Consider the following 18,504-nt stretch of genomic DNA (forward strand, 5'->3'; position numbering starts at 1 on the left):
CCGTGCCACAAGGTGTATCATTTTATGAATTACGATAGGCTAAATGAATAATTCAGATAACAACGCTCCCGGCTTACGACGCACTATGAAAATACACGCCATTAGTCAGGCCCTGCCTCAGGCACGTTATCAGCGTTGTCCCCAATGCGATACCCTTTTCTCACTGCCGCCGGTCAAATCGACACAAAGCGCCTACTGCCCCTGCTGTGAGGCAAAAGTACACAATGGCCGCGACTGGTCATTAACTCGCCTGGGGGCAATGGCCGTGGCGATGCTGGTGCTGATGCCGGTCGCCTTCTCCGATCCGCTGCTGCGCATTTACCTGCTGGGTTCAAAGATTGACGCGAACGTTATGCAGGGGATCTGGCAGATGGCGAGCCAGGGGGACGTGCTTACCGCCGCCGTGGTGCTCTTCTGCGTTGTCGGCGCCCCGGCGACGCTGGTCGCGGCTATCGCTTACCTTTGTTTTGGCAACATTCTGGGGATGAACCTTCGCCCGGTGCTGCTGATGCTGGATAAGCTCAAAGAATGGGTAATGCTGGATATCTACCTGGTGGGGATTGGCGTGGCCTGTATTAAGGTTCGCGAGTACGCTTTTATACAGCCAGGTCCAGGCCTCATCGCCTTTATCGTTCTGGTGGTCCTGAGCCTGCTGACGATGATCCACCTGAATATTGAGCAGCTTTGGGAGCGTTTCTATCCGCAGCGCCCGGCGCGCGCCTTTAACGCCCAGCTGCGAGTTTGCCTCGGCTGCCATTTCACCGGCGTGCCGGACGAGCGAGGCCGCTGCCCTCGTTGCCACGTGCCGCTGTACCATCGCCGTAAACAAAGCTTACAAAAATCCTGGGCGGCGCTGATTGCTTCCCTGGTCTTTCTGCTGCCGGCTAACCTGCTGCCTATTTCGATTATCTACGTGAACGGAGCACGCCAGGAAGACACCATTATGTCGGGCATTATCTCTCTGGCGCACAGCAATATTGCCGTCGCCGCGGTGGTATTTATTGCCAGTATCCTGGTGCCGTTTACTAAAGTTATTGTATTGATTACGCTTCTTATCAGCATTCATTTCAAATGCCAGCAGGGACTAAGAACCCGTATTTTGCTGCTGCGCTTTGTCACCTGGATTGGCCGCTGGTCTATGCTCGATCTGTTTGTCATTGCATTGATGATGTCACTGGTTAATCGTGACCAGCTGTTAGCTTTTACGATGGGTCCCGCCGCGGTCTTCTTTGGCGCGGCGGTTATATTAACTATTCTTGCCGTCGAATGGCTGGATAGCCGACTACTTTGGGACGCACATGAGTCAGGAAACGCCCGCTTCACCGACTGAGGCGCGAATTAAAACAAAACGCCGGATCTCCCCTTTCTGGCTGTTACCTATTATTGCGTTGCTGATCGCCGGCTGGCTGATCTGGACGACTTATCAGGAGCGCGGTAACACCGTTACCATCGATTTTATCTCTGCCGACGGCATTGTTGCCGGCCGTACGCCCGTGCGTTACCAGGGGGTTGAAGTCGGTACCGTGCAGAACATTAGCCTGAGCGACGATCTGCGTAAAATCGAAGTCAAAGTCAGCATCAAAAGCGACATGAAGGACGCTTTGCGGGAGGATACTCAGTTCTGGCTGGTCACGCCGAAGGCCTCTCTCGCCGGCGTATCCGGGCTTGATGCACTGGTTGGCGGGAACTATATCGGCATGATGCCGGGCAAAGGCGAGCCGAGCGATCATTTCACCGCGCTCGATACCCAGCCTAAATATCGCCTTGATAACGGCGAGTTGATGATACACCTGCATGCCCCGGATCTGGGCTCGTTGAACAGCGGTTCGCTGGTCTATTTCCGTAAGATTCCGGTTGGCCGCGTGTACGACTACGCCATCAATCAGAACAAACAGGGCGTGACCGTCGACGTGCTGATCGATCGCCGCTTCACGAACCTGGTGAAAAAAGGCAGCCGCTTCTGGAACGTGTCCGGCGTTAAGGCGGATGTAGGCCTGAGCGGGGCGAAAGTTCAGCTTGAAAGCCTGGCAGCCCTGGTGAATGGCGCGATAGCCTTCGACTCCCCCGATAACTCTGCCCCCGCAAAAGCGGATGACGAATTTGGGCTGTATGAAGACCTGGCCCACAGCCAGCGCGGCGTCATCATTAATCTTGACCTCCCGAGCGGCGATGGCCTCAAGGCTGGCTCGACAAAGCTGATGTATCAGGGGCTGGAAGTTGGCTCATTAACTAAGCTAAACCTTAACCCAGGCGGCGCCGTCACCGGTGAGATGACCGTAGACCCTGGCGTTGTTAGCCTGATGCGCAGCGGAACGCGTATCGAGCTACGCAGCCCTAAAATCTCGCTCGATAATCCGAGCATCAGTAGCCTGCTGACGGGCAGCACTTTTGAGCTCGTTCCAGGCGAGGGCGAGCCGCAGGCTAAATTTACCGTAGTACCAAGCGACAAAACGCCGCTACAGCAGCCTGACGTGCTGACGCTTTCCCTGAGCGCGCCGGAGAGCTACGGCATCGACGCCGGGCAGCCCATTATCCTGCACGGAATACAAATCGGCCAGGTGGTCGAGCGCAATCTGTCGGCGAAGGGTGTCACCTTCTCCGTTGCCATTGAACCGCAGTATCGCCACCTGCTGCAGGGCGACAGCAAGTTTGTCGTCAACAGCCGCATTGACGTGAAGCTCGGCATGGACGGCGTTGAGTTACTTGGTGCCAGCGCCAGTGAATGGGTAAACGGCGGTATCCGCGTGTTGCCGGGCAGCAAAGGCGAGATGAAAAGCAGCTATCCGCTTTACGCCAACATGGAAAAGGCCATCGAAAACAGCCTGAGCGACATCCCCACCACCACCTTAACGCTCACCGCCTCCAGCCTGCCCGATATCCAGACAGGCTCCGTGGTGCTGTACCGCAAATTCCAGGTGGGGGAAATTATCTCCATTCGCCCTCGCGCCAATAACTTTGATATTGATGTACATATCAAGCCGGAATACCGCAAGCTGCTGACGCCAAACACCGTGTTCTGGGCTGAAGGCGGTGCGCGCGTGCAGCTTAACGGCAGCGGGCTTACCGTTCAGGCTTCTCCGCTTTCTCGTGCCCTGAAAGGTGCCATCAGCTTTGACAATATGAGCGGTGCGAGCGTGGGCCAGGTCAAAGGCGAAAAACGCGTACTTTATGCTTCAGAAACCGCAGCGCGGGCGGTAGGCAGCCAGATAACGCTGCACACGTTTGATGCCGGGAAGCTTTCAGCAGGCATGCCAATCCGCTATCTGGGTATCGATATTGGTCAGCTTGAGTCGCTGAACCTGACGCAGTCGCGTAACGAAGTTGAGGCGAAGGCGGTCCTGTACCCGGAATATGTTTCCACCTTTGCACGGGGCGGCACCCGCTTCTCCGTTGTGACGCCGCAAATCTCGGCGGCGGGCGTCGATCATCTTGATACGATTTTCCAGCCTTACATCAACGTTGAGCCAGGCAACGGCAACCCACGCCGTGATTTCGAGCTACAGGAGGCGTCAATCACCGACTCCCGTTATTCCGACGGCCTGAACATCGTGCTCGAGGTGCCGGAAGCCGGTTCTCTGAGCATCGGCACTCCGGTGCTGTTCCGAGGGATTGAAGTTGGTACGGTGACCGGCATGACGCTTGGCAACCTCTCAGATCGCGTAATGGTTGGCCTGCGCATCAGCAAGCGCTACCAGCATCTGGTGCGTGAGAGTTCGGTATTCTGGCTGGCTTCCGGCTACAGCCTGGACTTTGGCTTAACCGGTGGCGTGGTCAAAACCGGGACCTTTAACCAGTTTATTCGCGGCGGCATTGCGTTTGCCACCCCACCGGGGATCCCGCTCTCGCCGAAGGCCGAAACGGGCAAACACTTCCTGCTGCTGGAAAGCGAGCCGAAAGAGTGGCGCCAGTGGGGAACCGCCCTGCCACGCTAACCCTCAAGCCCGGAGCGGTGCGCCGCCCGGGCAATTCCGTGTTAAACTGCGCCCCTTAATTTTTCCAGGGGCGTTTTTCATGGCTCAATCTACTGCCGTTTATCTTCCGCAACCTTTCCTCGACGCTATTCGCGATGCGCTTCCCGCAGACCAGACGCTGGAAAGCTTTATCGAATACTGCCAGCTGCCGCTGCGCCGCAGCCTGCGCGTAAATACGCTGAAGATCTCCGTGGCCGAGTTTCTCACGCTCGTCGCCCCTTATCACTGGCGCCTGACGCCGGTGCCGTGGTGTGCAGAAGGTTTCTGGATTGAGCGAGATGATGAAGAAACCCTGCCGCTGGGCAGTACGGCCGAACACCTGAGCGGCCTGTTCTACATTCAGGAAGCCAGCTCGATGCTGCCCGTCGCCGCCCTGTTTGCCGACGGCAATGAACCGCAGCGCGTGATGGACGTCGCCGCCGCCCCAGGCTCAAAAACGACCCAGATAGCCGCTCGTATGGGTAATACTGGCGCAATTCTGGCGAACGAATACTCTGCCAGCCGGGTGAAAGTCCTGCACGCAAACATCAGCCGTTGCGGTATCAGCAACGTGGCACTTACCCATTTTGACGGCCGCGTATTTGGTGCCGCCCTGCCGGAATCCTTCGACGCCATTCTGCTGGATGCTCCCTGCTCGGGCGAAGGCGTGGTGCGTAAAGATCCGGACGCCCTGCGCAACTGGTCACCTGAAAGCACGGCTGAGATAGCCAATACCCAACGTGAACTGATCGAAAGCGCTTTTCACGCTCTGCGCCCAGGCGGCACCCTGGTCTACTCAACCTGCACGCTTAATCGCCAGGAAAATCAGGAAATCTGCCAGTGGCTGCTGGATACCTGGCCGGACGCGGTAGAAATTGCGCCTCTCGACGAGCTTTTCCCTGAAGCAGCTCGCGCGCTGACGCCGGAAGGCTTCCTGCACGTCTTCCCGCAGATTTACGACTGTGAAGGCTTTTTCGTCGCACGTTTACGCAAAACGGCCTCCATCGAGCCGCTTCCGGCTCCCGGCTATAAAGTGGGAAAATTCCCCTTCGTGCCTATGAAGGGAAAATCGGCGGCAGAAGTCACCGCCGCCGCGGAAAAATCGGGTCTTACCTGGGGCGATGAACTCCGTCTGTGGCTGCGTGATAAAGAAATCTGGCTGTTCCCGACCGAAATAGAACCCCTTATCGGCAAAGTTCGTTTCTCCCGTATTGGCCTGAAGCTTGCCGAACAGCACAACAAAGGCTTCCGCTGGCAGCATGAAGCCGTGGTCGCGTTGGTAAAAAGTGACAACTCGCTTTGTTTCCCGCTGAGCGAAGCAGAGGCCGAAGAGTGGTACCGTGGGCGAGATATCTACCCAGAAGTGACACCGTCACGTGATGAGGTTGTTGTCACTTTCCAGGGGCAACCGCTTGGCCTCGCGCGTAAAGTCGGCTCACGCCTGAAGAACAGCTATCCGAGAGAGCTGGTCCGTGACGGCAAGCTTTTCGCCGCGCCGCAGGCTGGCTGAAGAAATAAGCACGTTTTAAGTTGGCAATTTGTGCTGCCTTGACTACGCTGAAAATGGGGTGACTTACTGGTCATACCACCTGCCGCAGATAACAAGGAGCCAAAGATGACAAAAACCAACGTCCGGATCGGCATCTTCGAAATTGACGATGCCGAATTACACGGTGAACAACAGGGGGATCGAACGTTAAGCATCCCCTGCAAGTCCGACCCTGACCTGTGCATGCAGCTTGATGCCTGGGATGACGAAACCTCGATTCCCGCCGTGCTGGACGGCGAACACTCCGTCCTTTACCTACAACATTACGACCAGCACCGTGATGCCTGGGTGATGCGTCTTGCATAACTCAAGATGAACCCGTCCACGAGACGGGTTACATAGATGACAAACAGCCGAAAAACGTGGTTTTCAGCTGTTTGGAGTAAACCAGAGAACATCATTCATTGTTTTCTTAGACCAAAGTGCATTATTTAAATCAATGATTTTTGCCAGCACGTTCTCCGTCCACGGGACGGATTATTTATTTCCCCCACTCCCTTTTGCTCCCCTACACTTAAACCAAACGAAGCGGTTCTGAGGCGCTAATGTTTGCTTTGGTTTTATTTGTTTGTTACCTGGACGGCGGCTGCGACGATTTGGTGCTTGAGGTGTTTACCAGCGAACGCCAGTGCCTGAGTGCGATGAGTGAACAGCGCATGCGCCACGGTGGATGTTACCCGGTAGAAGATTTTATCGATGGGTTCTGGCAGCCTGCCCGGCAGTACAGCGACTTCTGAGCAGGAGCCAGTGAAGACTAGCGGCTAAGCGGGCGCACCAACATTCTGATCAGTTTACCGTGGTACTCCACATAGTGCTGGAAAACAAAGCCGAAACGTTCCGCCAGCCCAATAGAACGTTGATTATCGTCGTCAATAATGCAGCACACCGGCCCGTCGAAGTTTTCATCCGCCCAGCCTAAAACAGCGCTGAGCGCTTCAGCCGCATACCCTTTACCGTGTACGGCCGGAATCAGCGACCAGCCCGCCTCAGGGTGCACCAGCGCTGGCGTGAGGTTGCGTTTAGCTTCCTGGAAACCGAACGAACCGACAAACCGCCCACTCTGTTTCTCAAACAAAGCCCAGTAGCCATAGCCCAGCGCCTGCCAGTGACCGATGTAGCGCATCAGCCGTCCCCAGCTCATCTCGCCGTCCTGCGGCTTCCCGCCGCCGATAAATTTGACCATTTCCGGATCGGCCCAGCAGGCGACCAGCGCCTCGTAGTCGCTCAGCGTGAAGTGGCGCAGAACGAGGCGTTCCGTTTCAAGGCGTGGTGCTTCAGTAACCATCATGACTCCGCTCAGTTTTACTCTTGTAATCGTTGTGTAAGGCCGGATTTGCAGGCGTAGATAATAGCGCACAGCAGCAGGCTAAACAGCATTGTGGCCAAAAAGACGCCGGCTCCCGTCAGGGTCAGCATTACGCCGCCAATCAGCGGCCCCAGCGCAACGCCCAGCGTGGTCAGCGTAGAAGCCCCAAGATAAGCTCCCCGGTGCTCATCCGGCGCAAGCTGATCCAACAGGATATTCAGGTTAGGCAACAGAATCGCCTCACCGATGCTGAAAATAATCGTGACGCTCACCCACAGCAGCGCATCCGGCGTCCGCACGGACCAGAACAGAAGCTGTGAAATCGCAAAAATAGCGCCACCCAGCAAAATACGGTCAGGCAGGCTAACCTGCGCCAGAAAGCGAACCAGGAACAGCTGGGCTATCAACACCGTACAGGCGTTGGACACCAGAATCAGCGTAATCAGTTTCACCGCGGCTTCCGCGTCCAGGGTCAGCAAATAAAGCGGCACCACGGATTCATAATGAACGAAGACCACGGCGCACAACGTGCTGCACAACAGTGCCGCGACAAACAGTTTATCGCGAGCGATAATCAGCATAACGTCGCGCAATCTCACTGCCGATTTATGTTCGCTTCCATTGGCCACCAGCTTTCCGGCAGGAATAAACAGTAAGGTATAAACCAGCAGCGGCAAATAGCTGATGGCGGTTATCACGAACGTCCCTTTTTGCGACGTCAGCCCAAAAGCAATGCCGACCACCGGCCCGGTAACCGCCGCGACGTTCACCAGATAGTAACGAATCTGCAGCGCCAGGGCGCGGCGACGGCGATCGCCCAGGAGGTCACTCATCAGGGCACGAGTTGGCGGCTCAACCCACGCAAAACAGACGCCAACGATCATCAGGCCAATGATAAACAACGTCATTCCTGTCGCCAGCCCGAGCAGCGCATATCCCACGAACGACAGCGCACAGCCAAGGGAAAGCACGCCCCGGCGGCCTAATTTATCCGACAGCTGTCCGCCATACATCCCCAGCATTACGGCTAAAAGCGCGCTACTGGTCATCGCTATCCCAACCGAGATGGGCGAAAGATGGTAATTACGGGTCATGATCACCGTCATAAACGGCCAGGCCATAAAATAGCTGAAGCGGATGACCAGGGTGAAAAACAGTAGCGCAATCACCGTCGCCGGGAAGGTTTTGACCGTCGGCCAAAAGCCGCGCGCATCGTCCTCCCGGACGGCATCGTTTGTCGTCATAAAGTGTCCTGTTATTTATCGTTATTGTGGAGGCGGGGCCGCTTAATATCACTAAGCGGTTAAATAGTAATAAGTTATTCCGTAATGGCTGGCAACGGAAATGTTGCAGAAATGTTTATTTCCCCAGCTTATAATTTAAACAGCCAGCCGGGCAGCGTAAAGTAGTGGGAAATTGTGATCGCGCGCTCAAAAAGCGGCATTTCATGCTGAGAGAGATCGGCAGTAGCCGGCAGCCTGACGCTGCCGGAAAAAAGACTAAAGTTTGCCGCTCAATCGTTGATGGAAATCCGCGCTGTGGGTATCCAGGCCAACAATCTCAACGCGCGTCTGGTAACGTTGATAACGCGTTTCAATGGCGTCGAGCACGGCAACGGTGGAGGCATCCCAAATTTGCGCATAGGTAAGATCGATAATCACCCGCGGCGGATCGTCGGCATAGTGAAAATGTTCCACGAGGTCATTACTGCTGGCGAAGAACAGCGGCCCGCGCACCCGGTAAGTCACTTCGCTCCCATTCTCAGCAAGCTGCCGTTCGGCGCGCACTACGTGGGCAATGCGGCGAGCAAACAGCATCATCGCGAAGATAGCGCCGCCGAGCACGCCAAGCGCCAGGTTATCGGTATAAACCGTTACGGCGACGGTGGTGAGCATCACCAGCGTTTCCGGAAGCGGCATGCGTCGCAGCGTGGCGGGCGAGATGCTGTGCCAGTTCAACGTTTTCACCGCCACAATCATCATAATCCCGGCCAGCACCACCATTGGGATTTTGGCCATCACCTCGCTCAGCGCGGTCACCAATAGCAATAACACCAGCGCAGCCGCCACCGTCGAAAGCCGCGTACGCCCTCTTCCCAGCTCGACGTTGACGATGGTTTGCCCGATCATTGCGCAGCCGGCAATACCGCCATAAAAACCGGCGAAGATATTTGAAACGCCAAGCCCCCAGCACTCACGGCGCTTACTGGACGGCGTGTCGGTCAGGTCATCCACCAGCTTCGCGGTCAGCAGCGATTCCATCAGCCCAACGAAGGCAATACTCAGCGCACAGGGCCAGATAATTTGCAGCGTCTCAAGGTTCAGCGGCACCATTAGCTCCGTTAATCCAGGCAACCCTGCCTTCATTGGCCCACTGTCGCCGACCGTCGGCAACGTCCAGCCCATGGCAGCACTCAGGCCGGTCACCAGCACGATAGCCACCAGCGGTGAAGGCACTGATTTCAGCACCTTCGGCAGCAGCAGCACCACGCTAAGCGTCACGACAAACAGCCCCCAAACCAACGGCGATTGCCCCCAGACATGAGGCACCTGAGCGAAGAAAATAAGTATGCCCAGGGCGTTAACAAAACCGGTCATAACCGAAAGCGGTATATAACGCATCATGCGCGCCAGCCCGGTCACGCCGAACAGGATTTGGATCCCCCCGGCCAGCACCACCGCAGGCAGGATATAGCCGATGCCGTACTGGTGAACCATCGGCCCAATCACCAAAGCTACCGATCCTGCCGCGGCGGTGACCATCGCCGGGCGGCCGCCCAGGACAGACATGGCCAGGCAGAGCACGATGGAGGCGATCAGGCTGACTTTCGGGTCGACGCCCGCAATCAGCGAAAAGGAGATAACTTCGGGGATCAGCGCCAGCGCGGTTACGACCCCGGCAAGCACTTCGCGCTGAAACAGCCGCGGTGAACGGAGCACGGCGCGCAGGCTATTCTCGTGGGCATGTTGAGCGGCAGGCTCGGTTTGATTTGTCATAGTGGATGCAGGCTTATTGTCATGGATGCCGCGTCTCTCACGGAACGCGGTCAAAGAGGCCGGAATTGTAGCCTTGTCGCCATACTGATGCGAATTTTTGTGACCGACATCACCTGTTACAGGCCAGCCATGGCCTGACCCCGTCGTTTGCGCAACAAATAATTAACAAATTAAGCAAAAAACGCTGGACGGCGAGCTATCAAGGTGTGGTATGGTTTTAGCGCACTGGTCGAGCCAAAGCGTTATGGGAAACGCTTTACGGGCTGACGGGTTCCCGAATAAAAAAAAGACCGAACACGATTCCTGTATTCGGTCCAGGGAAATGGCTCTTGGGAGAGAGCCGTGCGCTAAAAGTTGGCATTAATGCAGGCTAAGTCGCCTTGCCTCTTAAGAATAGATTACCGACGCAGGTTTTCCAGTCCGCAACAAAAGTGGTCAGAAAAAAGCCGCGTTTCAGGTGACTGTTTATGCAAAAACAGCAATATCCCGTTGAGGCTATTGCTGTTTTTTTATGATAAAAATTTGTGTGGTTTTTATTCGCTACACAGCTTTTGCGCACGTTCAATGAAGGGTTCGAGACTCATCTTCTGGCCAGGATGCTGCGGATCGTCGACCTGAATCACGCTAATAGGCTGCCCGCTCGTTTTACCGCTCTTAATCTGCTGTTCGGCAATGGCGTTCAACGGATACTGCATCAGGGTGCTTGGGTTGATGGCAAACAGCGCATTCCCCGCCCTGCAGCTCAGCATCACCTCTTCACGGTTGAATGCCCAATTGTCTTTACCCACCTCAAACCGACTAACGGTGATAATTTGCGGGGCAGCAAGCGCAGAGCCCGCGCAGGCCAGCAGCAGTAAAGTCAAAATGCTCTTTTTCATGAGTCTCTCATATAACCAATTTGTGCCGTCAGAACGGCTCCCAGGTGGCGAATATGCTGACAAGCAGCAGTACCGCTACCGACAAAATCACTTCCAGCCAGGTCAGCTGAATAAAGCGCCGCTGCGCCCCGGCTTGCGCAGCGTCAAAACGAGGTACCAGCATATAGCGGTTTATAAGCGCCAGCGTCACCATCACCAGCACCAGCCCAGCCTTCAGCGCCAGTAATCGTAAATAGCCGCTTTCCAGCGGCAGCGACCAGCCCAGAATCAGCAGGCTGTTAACAACCCCGGTCACCAGCACCACCGCCACGGCAAGGTGCCCGTAGCGTGAAAAGCGCATCATCGCCGTAATTGCCGGGCCGCGCCAGCGCGGCTTGTGCGCCATATGCATACACACCAACAGCGGAAGCAGGCCCCCAACCCACCAGGCCGCGCTCAGCAGGTGAATGGCGTGGTTGATACGCTGGAACGCGCCAAGGGCGCCATCATGCATCGCGGCGTGCCCTACTCCGGCCAGAACGATCAGCTGTGCGGCGGCAAACAGCAGCAGCAATCCCTGCATCGCGCGTGGCCCAATAAGCACCACCGCCAGCGTCACCACGGCCAGCAACAGCTGCCATATCCAGACGGATCCAAAGCGGGTGGACAGTACAGCCTGCCATACGTCCGGGGAAATCACGTCGCGCCAGCCGTCGCCCATTAGCCCGGCCTGGGCCATAAACAGCAGGCAAGCGCTGACCAGCGACAGCCAAACGGCAGGCCGCCACTGCGCCCTGAGTCGGCGTACAAGAATGGGTTTAAATCGTTGCGGAGCCAGCAGTGAACAGCAGATGGCGCTGCCAAGCAGCACCATCAATGCGGTGAAATGGACAAAACGCAGCGCGATGTAAAACGCCGACAGCATGGCGCTTACTTCACGGAGAAGTGATAGTTACCCTTGGTTTTGTGCCCGTCGACCGACACGACATGCCAGTCAACAGAATAGTCACCCGGCTTTAAGGCCTCTTCTACCGGCACAATCAGCTGTTTATTGTCGGCTTCGGCAACCTTCACTTTCCCGGTCTTCACCGCTGATTTCTGCGGGCCAGTCACGGCCACGCCGCTGAAGCCAGGCTCAACGCCTTCGGAGAAGCTCAGGGTCAGCGCCTGCGGGGACGTGGTCACGGCAGAATCAGCGGCCGGAGACTGTTGCTTCAGGTGGGCGTGAGCGAAAACGGCTGGAGAAACGGCCATAGCAGCGACAAATGCCGCGACGGTTGCGATGCGGGAGGAGATGAACGCCATATTAACTATTCCTTTTTGTTATGTGATAAGGCGGAAAGGATAACCCCGGCCCGTTATCAAGTCGAGACGGGAAAAGCTATTGTTACTTGTCATCCGGGGCGCAAAACAGTAACTTCTGCGCTGACATTGCAGGAGGATATGATGAGCTACAATCTCGCCGATTTACCCCAGGAAGAAATGGATAAAGTTAACGTCGATCTCGCCGCCGCCGGGGTTGCGTTTAAAGAGCGCTATAACATGCCCGTCGTGGCTGAAATGGTAGAGCGTGAACAGCCGGAGCATCTTCGCGGCTGGTTTCGTGAAAGGCTGATTGCCCATCGTCTGGCGTCGGTAAATTTATCCCGCTTGCCGTACGAACCGAAGCAAAAATAAAAGCTTAATATTGCCCTCGCTGCTTATAAAAGTAATTCCTGCTCAGTTCACCACTAGCTTTAGCCCATCCGTCGGAACAAGAGGTTGGCATGACAAGTTCATTGCTTTACGCTAGTGCCTGAAGCCTGTTAACGGAGCCCGAAATGCTGCGCATTATAGATACGGAAACCTGTGGATTGCAGGGTGGCGTGGTGGAAGTGGCGTCGGTCGATATCCTCGACGGCCAGATTGTGAACCCGATGAGCGACCTTGTTCGCCCAGACCGCCCGATTAGCCATCAGGCGATGGCCATCCATAAAATTACCGAAGAGATGGTGGCCGATAAACCCTGGATTGAAGACGTGATCCCCCGCTATCACGGTAGCCGTTATTATGTTGCGCACAACGCCAGCTTTGATAGCCGCATGCTGCCTGAAATGCAGGGAGACTGGATTTGTACCGTGAAGCTGGCGCGTCGCCTTTGGCCGGGCATTAAATACAGCAACATGGGCCTGTATAAGTCGCTGAAGCTGCACGTGGACACGCCCGCCGGGCTGCATCATCACCGAGCGTTGTTCGACTGCTATATCACCGCGGCCCTGTTGTTAAGAATTATGGACGTGTCCGGCTGGACGCCGGAAGAAATGGTCACGATAACCGGCCGTCCGGCGCTGGTGACCACCATGATGTTTGGTAAATACCGCGGTAAGCCTATCGCGGAAATCGCCGAAGACGATCCGGGTTATCTGCGCTGGATGCTCAACAACATCAAGGAGCTAACGCCGGATCTTCGTATGACCTTAAAACATTATCTTGCCGCCAACGCGGCTGACTAGTGTGCCCGCCCTGGCAGCGTCCCCTGCGCCAGGGCTATCAGGAAAGCAAACTCCAGCGCCACGCCTTCGTAAGCTTTAAAGCGCCCCGACTTGCCGCCGTGCCCGGAGTCCATGTCCGTGCAAAGCAGCAATAGCGTATCGCCCCGCTTGTAGTCTCGCAATTTGGCGACCCACTTCGCGGGCTCCCAGTACTGCACCTGTGAATCATGCAGCCCGGTCGTCACCAGCAGATGAGGATAAGCCTGCTCGTGAACCTGGTCGTAAGGGCTGTATTGCTTCATGTAGTGATAATACTCTTCGTCCTGAGGATTGCCCCACTCTTCAAATTCACCGGTTGTGAGCGGGATCGACTCATCAAGCATCGTCGTCACGACGTCGACAAACGGCACCTGAGCCACCACGCCATGGAATAATTCAGGACGCAGATTGATTGCCGCCCCCATCAGCAGGCCGCCTGCGCTCCCGCCCATGCCATAAAGCAATTTCGCATCGCCATAGCCCTGCTTAAGCAGCTCGTCACACACGTCCAGGTAGTCGTTAAAGGTGTTATTTTTTTTCAGGTACTTACCGTCTTCGTACCACTGTTGCCCCAGTTCGCCGCCGCCGCGAACGTGGGCTATCGCAAACACAAAACCTCTGTCCAGCAGGCTCAAACGGCTGCCGCTGAAATCCGCATCCATGCTGCTGCCGTAAGACCCGTAGCCATAGACCAGCAGAGGACTTTTCCCCCGGCGGAAATGCTTGCGGTGGTAAACCAGCGAAACCGGCACCTGCACGCCATCCCTCGCCGTCACCCACAGATGTTCACTGCGGTAGTTGCTGGCCTCAAAACCGGCAACATGGGTTTGTTTGATGACCTTCCGTTCACCGCTGTCCATATCCAGCTCGAAGAGTGTATCCGGCGTAGTCATTGAGGAGTAGCCGTAACGCAAGTGAGAAGTTTCGGGCTCGGGATTGTAGCCAAGCCAGGTGACATAGGCCGGATCGTCAAAAGCAATACCGGTGGACTCGCGCGTATGGCGATTAATCTGGCGCAGGCTGGTTAGCCCCTGCTGTCGCTCTTCAACCACCAGCCAGTCGCGAAACAGCGTGAAGTCCTCGAGCATGACCTGCTCCCGCGCGGCAATCAGCGTTTCCCACTGCTTCTCATCCCGGACGGTGCTGCGATAAAGACCGAAATTTTTGCCGTCTTTGTTAGAGCGAATGTAGAAACCGTGCTGATAGTGATCGACCGTATATTCATGATCTTTCCGGCGAGGCGTAAACACGTGAGGCTCGGCGTCAGCAAGCTCTGCATCCAGCAACAAAACCTCACTCGTCGTCGCGCTGGCAAGATGGATGACAACAAAATGCTGCGAGGTCGTTTTATGCAGGCTGACGTAAAAAGCGTCATCTTTCTCTTCATACACCAGTTGATCGTCGGCAACCGGGTGGCCAGGCGTGTGCCGCCAGACCTGATAAGGCAGCAAGGTTTTGGGGTGTTTTCGCACGTAGTAAAGCGTGACGGAGTCATTTGCCCAGACAAAACTGGTCGAGACGTTTTCAAGCAGCTCAGGATACCAGTTTCCGGTTTTTAAATTGCGCAGGCGCAGACCAAACTGGCGGCGAGACAGGTAATCCTCCGCCAGCGCCATAACGGTATTATCCGGCGTGATAGCAAGCCCGCCCATGGTGTAGAACTCGCTGTGGGCGGCGCGCTGGTTGGCATCCAGCAGAACTTCCCAGCCCTCCCACTCTTCGCGAACCGCAGACTGCCGTTGATAAATCGCGTACTCATTTCCCTTCTCGTAAACCTGACGGTAGCGGAAGCCGTTTTTCACATAGGGCGCAGAAACATCGTGAGGTGGAACACGAGCGATCATCTCTTTGAGCAATTGATCCTGCAGGGCTCGCTGGCTCTCCATGATTTTTTTGCCGTAGTCGTTTTCCAGTTCGAGGTACGCCAGGACTTCGGGATCGGCACGGTCATCATCACGTAGCCAATAGTAGTTATCCAGGCGGGTATCGCCATGAAGCGTCATAGCGTGAGGAATTTTTTTGGCTTTGGGTGGCATCACTTTCAACATTTTCCGTTTAACACCCCGTAAGGGTGGCAAATTCAGCCGAGCTTGCAAGCGGAACCTGAAGGATTAAAAGAAAAAGCCGGGCAGAACCCGGCAGATTGGGAATCAGAGGGATTAAACCGGGAGCGCCTGTTTTTGCTGCTGAAGATCCTGCTCGATGCCTGCCCGGACATCCTGAGGAATGTTTAACGCATCACCCAACGCGCTCAGATAGCTGCGCTCCATAAAGTGATCGATATCGATGGCGGTGCAGCTCAGGTAATAAATCTCCAGCGCCTCTTCCTCGTTTCTAACGCCCTGAGCAAGCAGCTGTGGATCTAAAGGCCTGTCGATGGCCCGCTCGACCAGCGCTTTGCCTTCACCCTCGATGCCCACTTCACGCAGCTGCTGTTCGATAAACTGACGCTCCTTCGCGTCAATATGGCCGTCGCTTTTGGCGGCAAAGACCAAAGCCGTGATCAGCCGTTCAGTTCGAACATCAACCGACGAGTGCGGCTCGCTATAAGCCGCAGTAGCAGGCTGATTCTGGCGAACCCGCTCTTTGTATTTGTTCCATAGCACGCTACCGGCGACGGCCCCGCCGCCAACCAATAAGGCGCTGGTGCCGTATTTAGTTAGCAGTTTGCGCGAGGATTTGCTTGCCAGCAGTAACCCGGCTAATCCGCCCAGCGCCCCCGGCACCAGAAGCTTGCTAAGCCCTTCCGGGCCAGCACCGGCCGCAGGCTGCGAAGAGTGTTGGGAGGAGGTAGATTGCCCCAGTAAAGACTGAAGCTGCTGTAACCAGTTATTCATGACGGGTACCTTTTGTTGGCTTAACTCGTCGAGAGTAGGTCACGGGACGTCAAGAAACGTCGGTCAGCGCTAAAGATGGGAAAAGAATAGCGCCGGCGGCCCGGCGCATGCAGCAAAAATTACGCTGCTTTAGTCCGTTTACGTCCAGGGTGTTCGCTGACGTTATCTTCCGCAGCCGGCGCTTGCTCAGCCTCAGTAGCTTCTGTTTCAGGCTCAGCCGGATTTAACTGTGGCTCCGGTAGCTTGCCGTTTTTCAGCACGCCCGCCAGCAGATCCTTGTTTTCCGCCATCCACATTGCCAGGGTATCGCTTTGTCCTTCCTCAAGCGTAAGCGGGCTTTGCTGCAGCCATTCGCCAAGCACTTCGGCCAGATCCAGCATTTTGTCGTAAGCGTCAGCGTCCTTTTTACTGGCAAAGGCCATTTTTTCTTGTCCCTCTCTCACCACCACGTATTTAATCTCGACCGCCATTTTGCAGCTCCGTTTCACCTGTTTATTTATCCAGTATATCGCCAATCATTTTATCACACAAGCCGTAAAGCCGCTGCCAACGCAAACGTTTTCGTTTATACTGCCGCGGTCTTTTTCTTTGTTAAGGCTAAATCACATGTCAACGTTGGGAACAGCTCTGCGCCCGGCAGCTACGCGAGTTATGCTGCTGGGTTCCGGTGAATTGGGTAAAGAAGTGGCCATTGAATGTCAGCGTCTCGGGGTTGAGGTTATCGCCGTTGACCGCTATGCGAATGCCCCTGCGATGCACGTTGCGCACCGCAGCCATGTCATCAATATGCTGGATGCCGCTGCATTAAAAGCGCTCGTCGCCGCCGAAATGCCCGACTTTATCGTTCCTGAAATTGAAGCCATTGCCACCGATGCCCTGCTGGAACTTGAAGCGCAGGGTCAGCGCGTGGTGCCCTGCGCTCGTGCGACTAAGCTGACCATGAACCGCGAAGGTATTCGCCGCCTGGCCGCAGAAGAGCTTCAGCTGCCAACCTCCTCCTACCGCTTTGCCGATAGCGAAGAGGCTTTCCAGCAGGCCGTCCAGGAGATTGGCCTGCCTTGTATTGTCAAACCGGTGATGAGTTCATCCGGTAAAGGCCAAAGCTTTATTCGCACCGCCGACCAGTTGGCGAAAGCATGGGAGTACGCGCAGCTTGGCGGGCGCGCCGGTAAAGGCCGCGTGATCGTTGAAGGCGTGGTCAATTTTGATTTTGAAATCACCCTGCTGACCATCAGCGCCGTCGACGGCGTGCATTTCTGCGCGCCAATTGGCCATCGACAGGAAGAGGGCGACTACCGCGAGTCATGGCAGCCACAGCAGATGAGCGATATCGCGCTGGCAAGATCGAAAGAGATTGCGGAGAAAGTGGTCACCGCGCTGGGCGGCCACGGTCTGTTTGGCGTTGAGCTGTTCGTTTGCGGTGATGAGGTGATTTTCAGCGAAGTCTCCCCTCGCCCGCACGATACCGGCATGGTGACGCTGATTTCGCAGGATCTCTCTGAGTTTGCCCTGCACGTTCGCGCCTTCCTCGGCCTGCCCGTCGGAGAGATTCGCCAGTATAGTCCGGCTGCGTCGGCGGTGATCCTGCCCGAACTGCATAGCGACAACGTTAAGTTCAGCAACGTGGGCGCTGCGCTGGGCGGGGGTTTACAGGTTCGCCTGTTTGGCAAGCCGGAAATCGCCGGTAAACGCCGTATGGGCGTGGCGCTGGCAACCGGGAACAACGTCGATGAAGCTATCGCCCGCGCCGTGGCATCTGCCGCGCAGGTGAAGGTAGAAGGCTAAAAAAAAATCGCCCCCAGGTGAGAGCGATTTAATCATTGAGCCCCGCTAAACACGGGGCTTTTTTATGGCTTACAGCTTAGCGCCTTCCACGGCTTCGCGGGCAAGCTTAGTGATGCGATCATAGTCGCCAGCTTCAAGCGCGTCTGCCGGCACCAGCCAGGAGCCGCCGATGCACAGCACGCTTTTCAGCGCCAGGTAGTCACGGTAGTTAGCCGGTGAGATACCGCCGGTTGGGCAGAAACGTACCTGAGAGAACGGGCCAGCAATAGCCTGCAGCGCTTTGGTGCCGCCGTTGGCTTCCGCAGGGAAGAATTTAAACTCTTTCAGGCCGTAGTCCATACCCAGCATCAGTTCAGAAACGGTGCTGATACCCGGGATCAGCGGAATGCTGCCTTCGGTAGCGGCTTTCAGCAGCGGCTCGGTCAGGCCCGGGCTGATGGCGAACTGCGCGCCCGCTTCGGTCACTTCTGCCAGCTGCTGTGGGTTCAGCACGGTACCCGCCCCGATAATCGCGTCAGGCACTTCTTTCGCAATCGCGCGAATGGCCTCGATAGCGCAGGCGGTACGCAGCGTAACTTCCAGCACGCGAACGCCACCTGCAACCAACGCTTTTGCCATCGGCACGGCATGTTCCAGCTTGTTAATGACGATAACCGGCACGACCGGGCCAGTTTTCAGGATCTGTTCTGCTGTTGTTTTCCAATTTTTCATCTG

At 56.0% G+C, this 18,504-nt stretch carries 18 protein-coding genes; 8 read left to right on the forward strand and 10 right to left on the reverse strand.

Annotation, left to right across the window (positions count from 1 at the left end; all coding sequences use genetic code 11):
- Positions 1–85: 85 nt before the first annotated feature.
- The 5 genes from yebS (at position 86) to ACE38U_RS01130 (ending at position 6,236) form a co-directional block, all read left to right on the forward strand.
- Positions 86–1,330 carry a membrane integrity lipid transport subunit YebS gene (gene yebS / locus ACE38U_RS01110; RefSeq protein ID WP_370527347.1) on the forward strand — a complete coding sequence of 415 codons (1,245 nt, stop codon included), beginning with the start codon at positions 86–88 and terminating at the stop codon, positions 1,328–1,330.
- On the forward strand, positions 1,299–3,932 hold the full coding sequence (locus tag ACE38U_RS01115; RefSeq protein WP_038482034.1) for a PqiB family protein: 2,634 nt from the start codon (positions 1,299–1,301) through the stop codon (positions 3,930–3,932). Before yebS ends, ACE38U_RS01115 begins: the two co-directional genes overlap by 32 nt.
- Before the next feature lie 79 nt (positions 3,933–4,011).
- A complete protein-coding gene (gene rsmF, locus ACE38U_RS01120; protein ID WP_375528991.1) occupies positions 4,012–5,460 on the forward strand; it encodes a 16S rRNA (cytosine(1407)-C(5))-methyltransferase RsmF in 1,449 nt (482 codons plus the stop codon).
- 105 nt (positions 5,461–5,565) lie between these two features.
- Entirely contained in the window at positions 5,566–5,805 is a 240-nt protein-coding gene (locus tag ACE38U_RS01125) for a YebV family protein (RefSeq protein WP_038482028.1), read from the forward strand.
- Positions 5,806–6,044: 239 nt separating this feature from the next.
- Positions 6,045–6,236, forward strand: coding sequence for a YdfD/YebW family protein (locus ACE38U_RS01130; protein ID WP_176981410.1), 192 nt, complete (start codon positions 6,045–6,047; stop codon positions 6,234–6,236).
- 17 nt (positions 6,237–6,253) lie between these two features.
- On the opposite strand, the gene ACE38U_RS01135 is transcribed toward ACE38U_RS01130, so the two are convergent.
- The 6 genes from ACE38U_RS01135 to yobA all read right to left on the reverse strand — a co-directional run bounded on the left by ACE38U_RS01135 (position 6,254) and on the right by yobA (position 11,963).
- A complete protein-coding gene (locus ACE38U_RS01135; protein WP_375528992.1) occupies positions 6,254–6,787 on the reverse strand; it encodes a GNAT family N-acetyltransferase in 534 nt (177 codons plus the stop codon).
- A gap of 14 nt (positions 6,788–6,801) precedes the next feature.
- Positions 6,802–8,049: an MFS transporter gene (locus ACE38U_RS01140; RefSeq protein ID WP_375528993.1), complete on the reverse strand. Its 1,248-nt coding sequence runs from the start codon at positions 8,047–8,049 to the stop codon at positions 6,802–6,804.
- Positions 8,050–8,304: 255 nt separating this feature from the next.
- Positions 8,305–9,801: a SulP family inorganic anion transporter gene (locus tag ACE38U_RS01145; protein WP_375528994.1), complete on the reverse strand. Its 1,497-nt coding sequence runs from the start codon at positions 9,799–9,801 to the stop codon at positions 8,305–8,307.
- Positions 9,802–10,334: 533 nt separating this feature from the next.
- Positions 10,335–10,679: a YebY family protein gene (locus ACE38U_RS01150; RefSeq protein ID WP_038481874.1), complete on the reverse strand. Its 345-nt coding sequence runs from the start codon at positions 10,677–10,679 to the stop codon at positions 10,335–10,337.
- Between the two features lie 28 nt (positions 10,680–10,707).
- A complete protein-coding gene (copD, locus tag ACE38U_RS01155) occupies positions 10,708–11,583 on the reverse strand; it encodes a copper homeostasis membrane protein CopD (RefSeq protein WP_375528995.1) in 876 nt (291 codons plus the stop codon).
- Between the two features lie 5 nt (positions 11,584–11,588).
- A complete protein-coding gene (gene yobA, locus ACE38U_RS01160) occupies positions 11,589–11,963 on the reverse strand; it encodes a CopC domain-containing protein YobA (RefSeq protein WP_038481868.1) in 375 nt (124 codons plus the stop codon).
- Between the two features lie 141 nt (positions 11,964–12,104).
- On the opposite strand from yobA, the gene ACE38U_RS01165 reads away from it, so the two are divergent.
- Positions 12,105–12,335 (forward strand): DNA polymerase III subunit theta, encoded by a 231-nt coding sequence (locus tag ACE38U_RS01165; protein ID WP_167549833.1) that lies wholly within the window; start codon positions 12,105–12,107, stop codon positions 12,333–12,335.
- A 143-nt stretch (positions 12,336–12,478) separates the two neighbouring features.
- Complete coding sequence (gene exoX, locus ACE38U_RS01170) at positions 12,479–13,150, forward strand: exodeoxyribonuclease X (RefSeq protein ID WP_038481862.1); 672 nt, start codon at positions 12,479–12,481, stop codon at positions 13,148–13,150.
- Here the strand turns inward: exoX and ptrB are convergent.
- The 3 genes from ptrB to ACE38U_RS01185 all read right to left on the reverse strand — a co-directional run bounded on the left by ptrB (position 13,147) and on the right by ACE38U_RS01185 (position 16,475).
- Complete coding sequence (ptrB, locus tag ACE38U_RS01175) at positions 13,147–15,204, reverse strand: oligopeptidase B (protein ID WP_375529128.1); 2,058 nt, start codon at positions 15,202–15,204, stop codon at positions 13,147–13,149. The two genes, exoX and ptrB, sit on opposite strands and share 4 nt — an antisense overlap.
- A gap of 123 nt (positions 15,205–15,327) precedes the next feature.
- Positions 15,328–16,005 (reverse strand): tellurite resistance TerB family protein, encoded by a 678-nt coding sequence (locus ACE38U_RS01180; protein WP_375528996.1) that lies wholly within the window; start codon positions 16,003–16,005, stop codon positions 15,328–15,330.
- A 119-nt stretch (positions 16,006–16,124) separates the two neighbouring features.
- Positions 16,125–16,475: a YebG family protein gene (locus ACE38U_RS01185; RefSeq protein ID WP_375528997.1), complete on the reverse strand. Its 351-nt coding sequence runs from the start codon at positions 16,473–16,475 to the stop codon at positions 16,125–16,127.
- A gap of 136 nt (positions 16,476–16,611) precedes the next feature.
- Here ACE38U_RS01185 and purT point away from each other — a divergent pair, with 136 nt between their 5' ends.
- A complete protein-coding gene (purT, locus tag ACE38U_RS01190) occupies positions 16,612–17,790 on the forward strand; it encodes a formate-dependent phosphoribosylglycinamide formyltransferase (RefSeq protein ID WP_375528998.1) in 1,179 nt (392 codons plus the stop codon).
- A 69-nt stretch (positions 17,791–17,859) separates the two neighbouring features.
- Here the strand turns inward: purT and kdgA are convergent, their stop codons facing one another.
- Entirely contained in the window at positions 17,860–18,501 is a 642-nt protein-coding gene (gene kdgA, locus ACE38U_RS01195) for a bifunctional 4-hydroxy-2-oxoglutarate aldolase/2-dehydro-3-deoxy-phosphogluconate aldolase (protein WP_375528999.1), read from the reverse strand.
- Positions 18,502–18,504 lie beyond the last annotated feature (3 nt).

Origin of the sequence: Cedecea selenatireducens, from assembly GCF_042138895.1 — a bacterium.
Lineage (GTDB): Bacteria > Pseudomonadota > Gammaproteobacteria > Enterobacterales > Enterobacteriaceae > Cedecea > Cedecea selenatireducens.

Bases quoted from the DNA above. Each gene is read 5' to 3' on its own strand.
- yebS (WP_370527347.1), top strand. From the start codon at position 86: ATGAAAATACACGCCATTAGTCAGGCCCTGCCTCAGGCACGTTATCAG.
- ACE38U_RS01115 (WP_038482034.1), top strand. From the start codon at position 1,299: ATGAGTCAGGAAACGCCCGCTTCACCGACTGAGGCGCGAATTAAAACA.
- rsmF (WP_375528991.1), top strand. From the start codon at position 4,012: ATGGCTCAATCTACTGCCGTTTATCTTCCGCAACCTTTCCTCGACGCT.
- ACE38U_RS01125 (WP_038482028.1), top strand. From the start codon at position 5,566: ATGACAAAAACCAACGTCCGGATCGGCATCTTCGAAATTGACGATGCC.
- ACE38U_RS01130 (WP_176981410.1), top strand. From the start codon at position 6,045: ATGTTTGCTTTGGTTTTATTTGTTTGTTACCTGGACGGCGGCTGCGAC.
- ACE38U_RS01135 (WP_375528992.1), bottom strand. From the start codon at position 6,787: ATGATGGTTACTGAAGCACCACGCCTTGAAACGGAACGCCTCGTTCTG.
- ACE38U_RS01140 (WP_375528993.1), bottom strand. From the start codon at position 8,049: ATGACGACAAACGATGCCGTCCGGGAGGACGATGCGCGCGGCTTTTGG.
- ACE38U_RS01145 (WP_375528994.1), bottom strand. From the start codon at position 9,801: ATGACAAATCAAACCGAGCCTGCCGCTCAACATGCCCACGAGAATAGC.
- ACE38U_RS01150 (WP_038481874.1), bottom strand. From the start codon at position 10,679: ATGAAAAAGAGCATTTTGACTTTACTGCTGCTGGCCTGCGCGGGCTCT.
- copD (WP_375528995.1), bottom strand. From the start codon at position 11,583: ATGCTGTCGGCGTTTTACATCGCGCTGCGTTTTGTCCATTTCACCGCA.
- yobA (WP_038481868.1), bottom strand. From the start codon at position 11,963: ATGGCGTTCATCTCCTCCCGCATCGCAACCGTCGCGGCATTTGTCGCT.
- ACE38U_RS01165 (WP_167549833.1), top strand. From the start codon at position 12,105: ATGAGCTACAATCTCGCCGATTTACCCCAGGAAGAAATGGATAAAGTT.
- exoX (WP_038481862.1), top strand. From the start codon at position 12,479: ATGCTGCGCATTATAGATACGGAAACCTGTGGATTGCAGGGTGGCGTG.
- ptrB (WP_375529128.1), bottom strand. From the start codon at position 15,204: ATGCCACCCAAAGCCAAAAAAATTCCTCACGCTATGACGCTTCATGGC.
- ACE38U_RS01180 (WP_375528996.1), bottom strand. From the start codon at position 16,005: ATGAATAACTGGTTACAGCAGCTTCAGTCTTTACTGGGGCAATCTACC.
- ACE38U_RS01185 (WP_375528997.1), bottom strand. From the start codon at position 16,475: ATGGCGGTCGAGATTAAATACGTGGTGGTGAGAGAGGGACAAGAAAAA.
- purT (WP_375528998.1), top strand. From the start codon at position 16,612: ATGTCAACGTTGGGAACAGCTCTGCGCCCGGCAGCTACGCGAGTTATG.
- kdgA (WP_375528999.1), bottom strand. From the start codon at position 18,501: ATGAAAAATTGGAAAACAACAGCAGAACAGATCCTGAAAACTGGCCCG.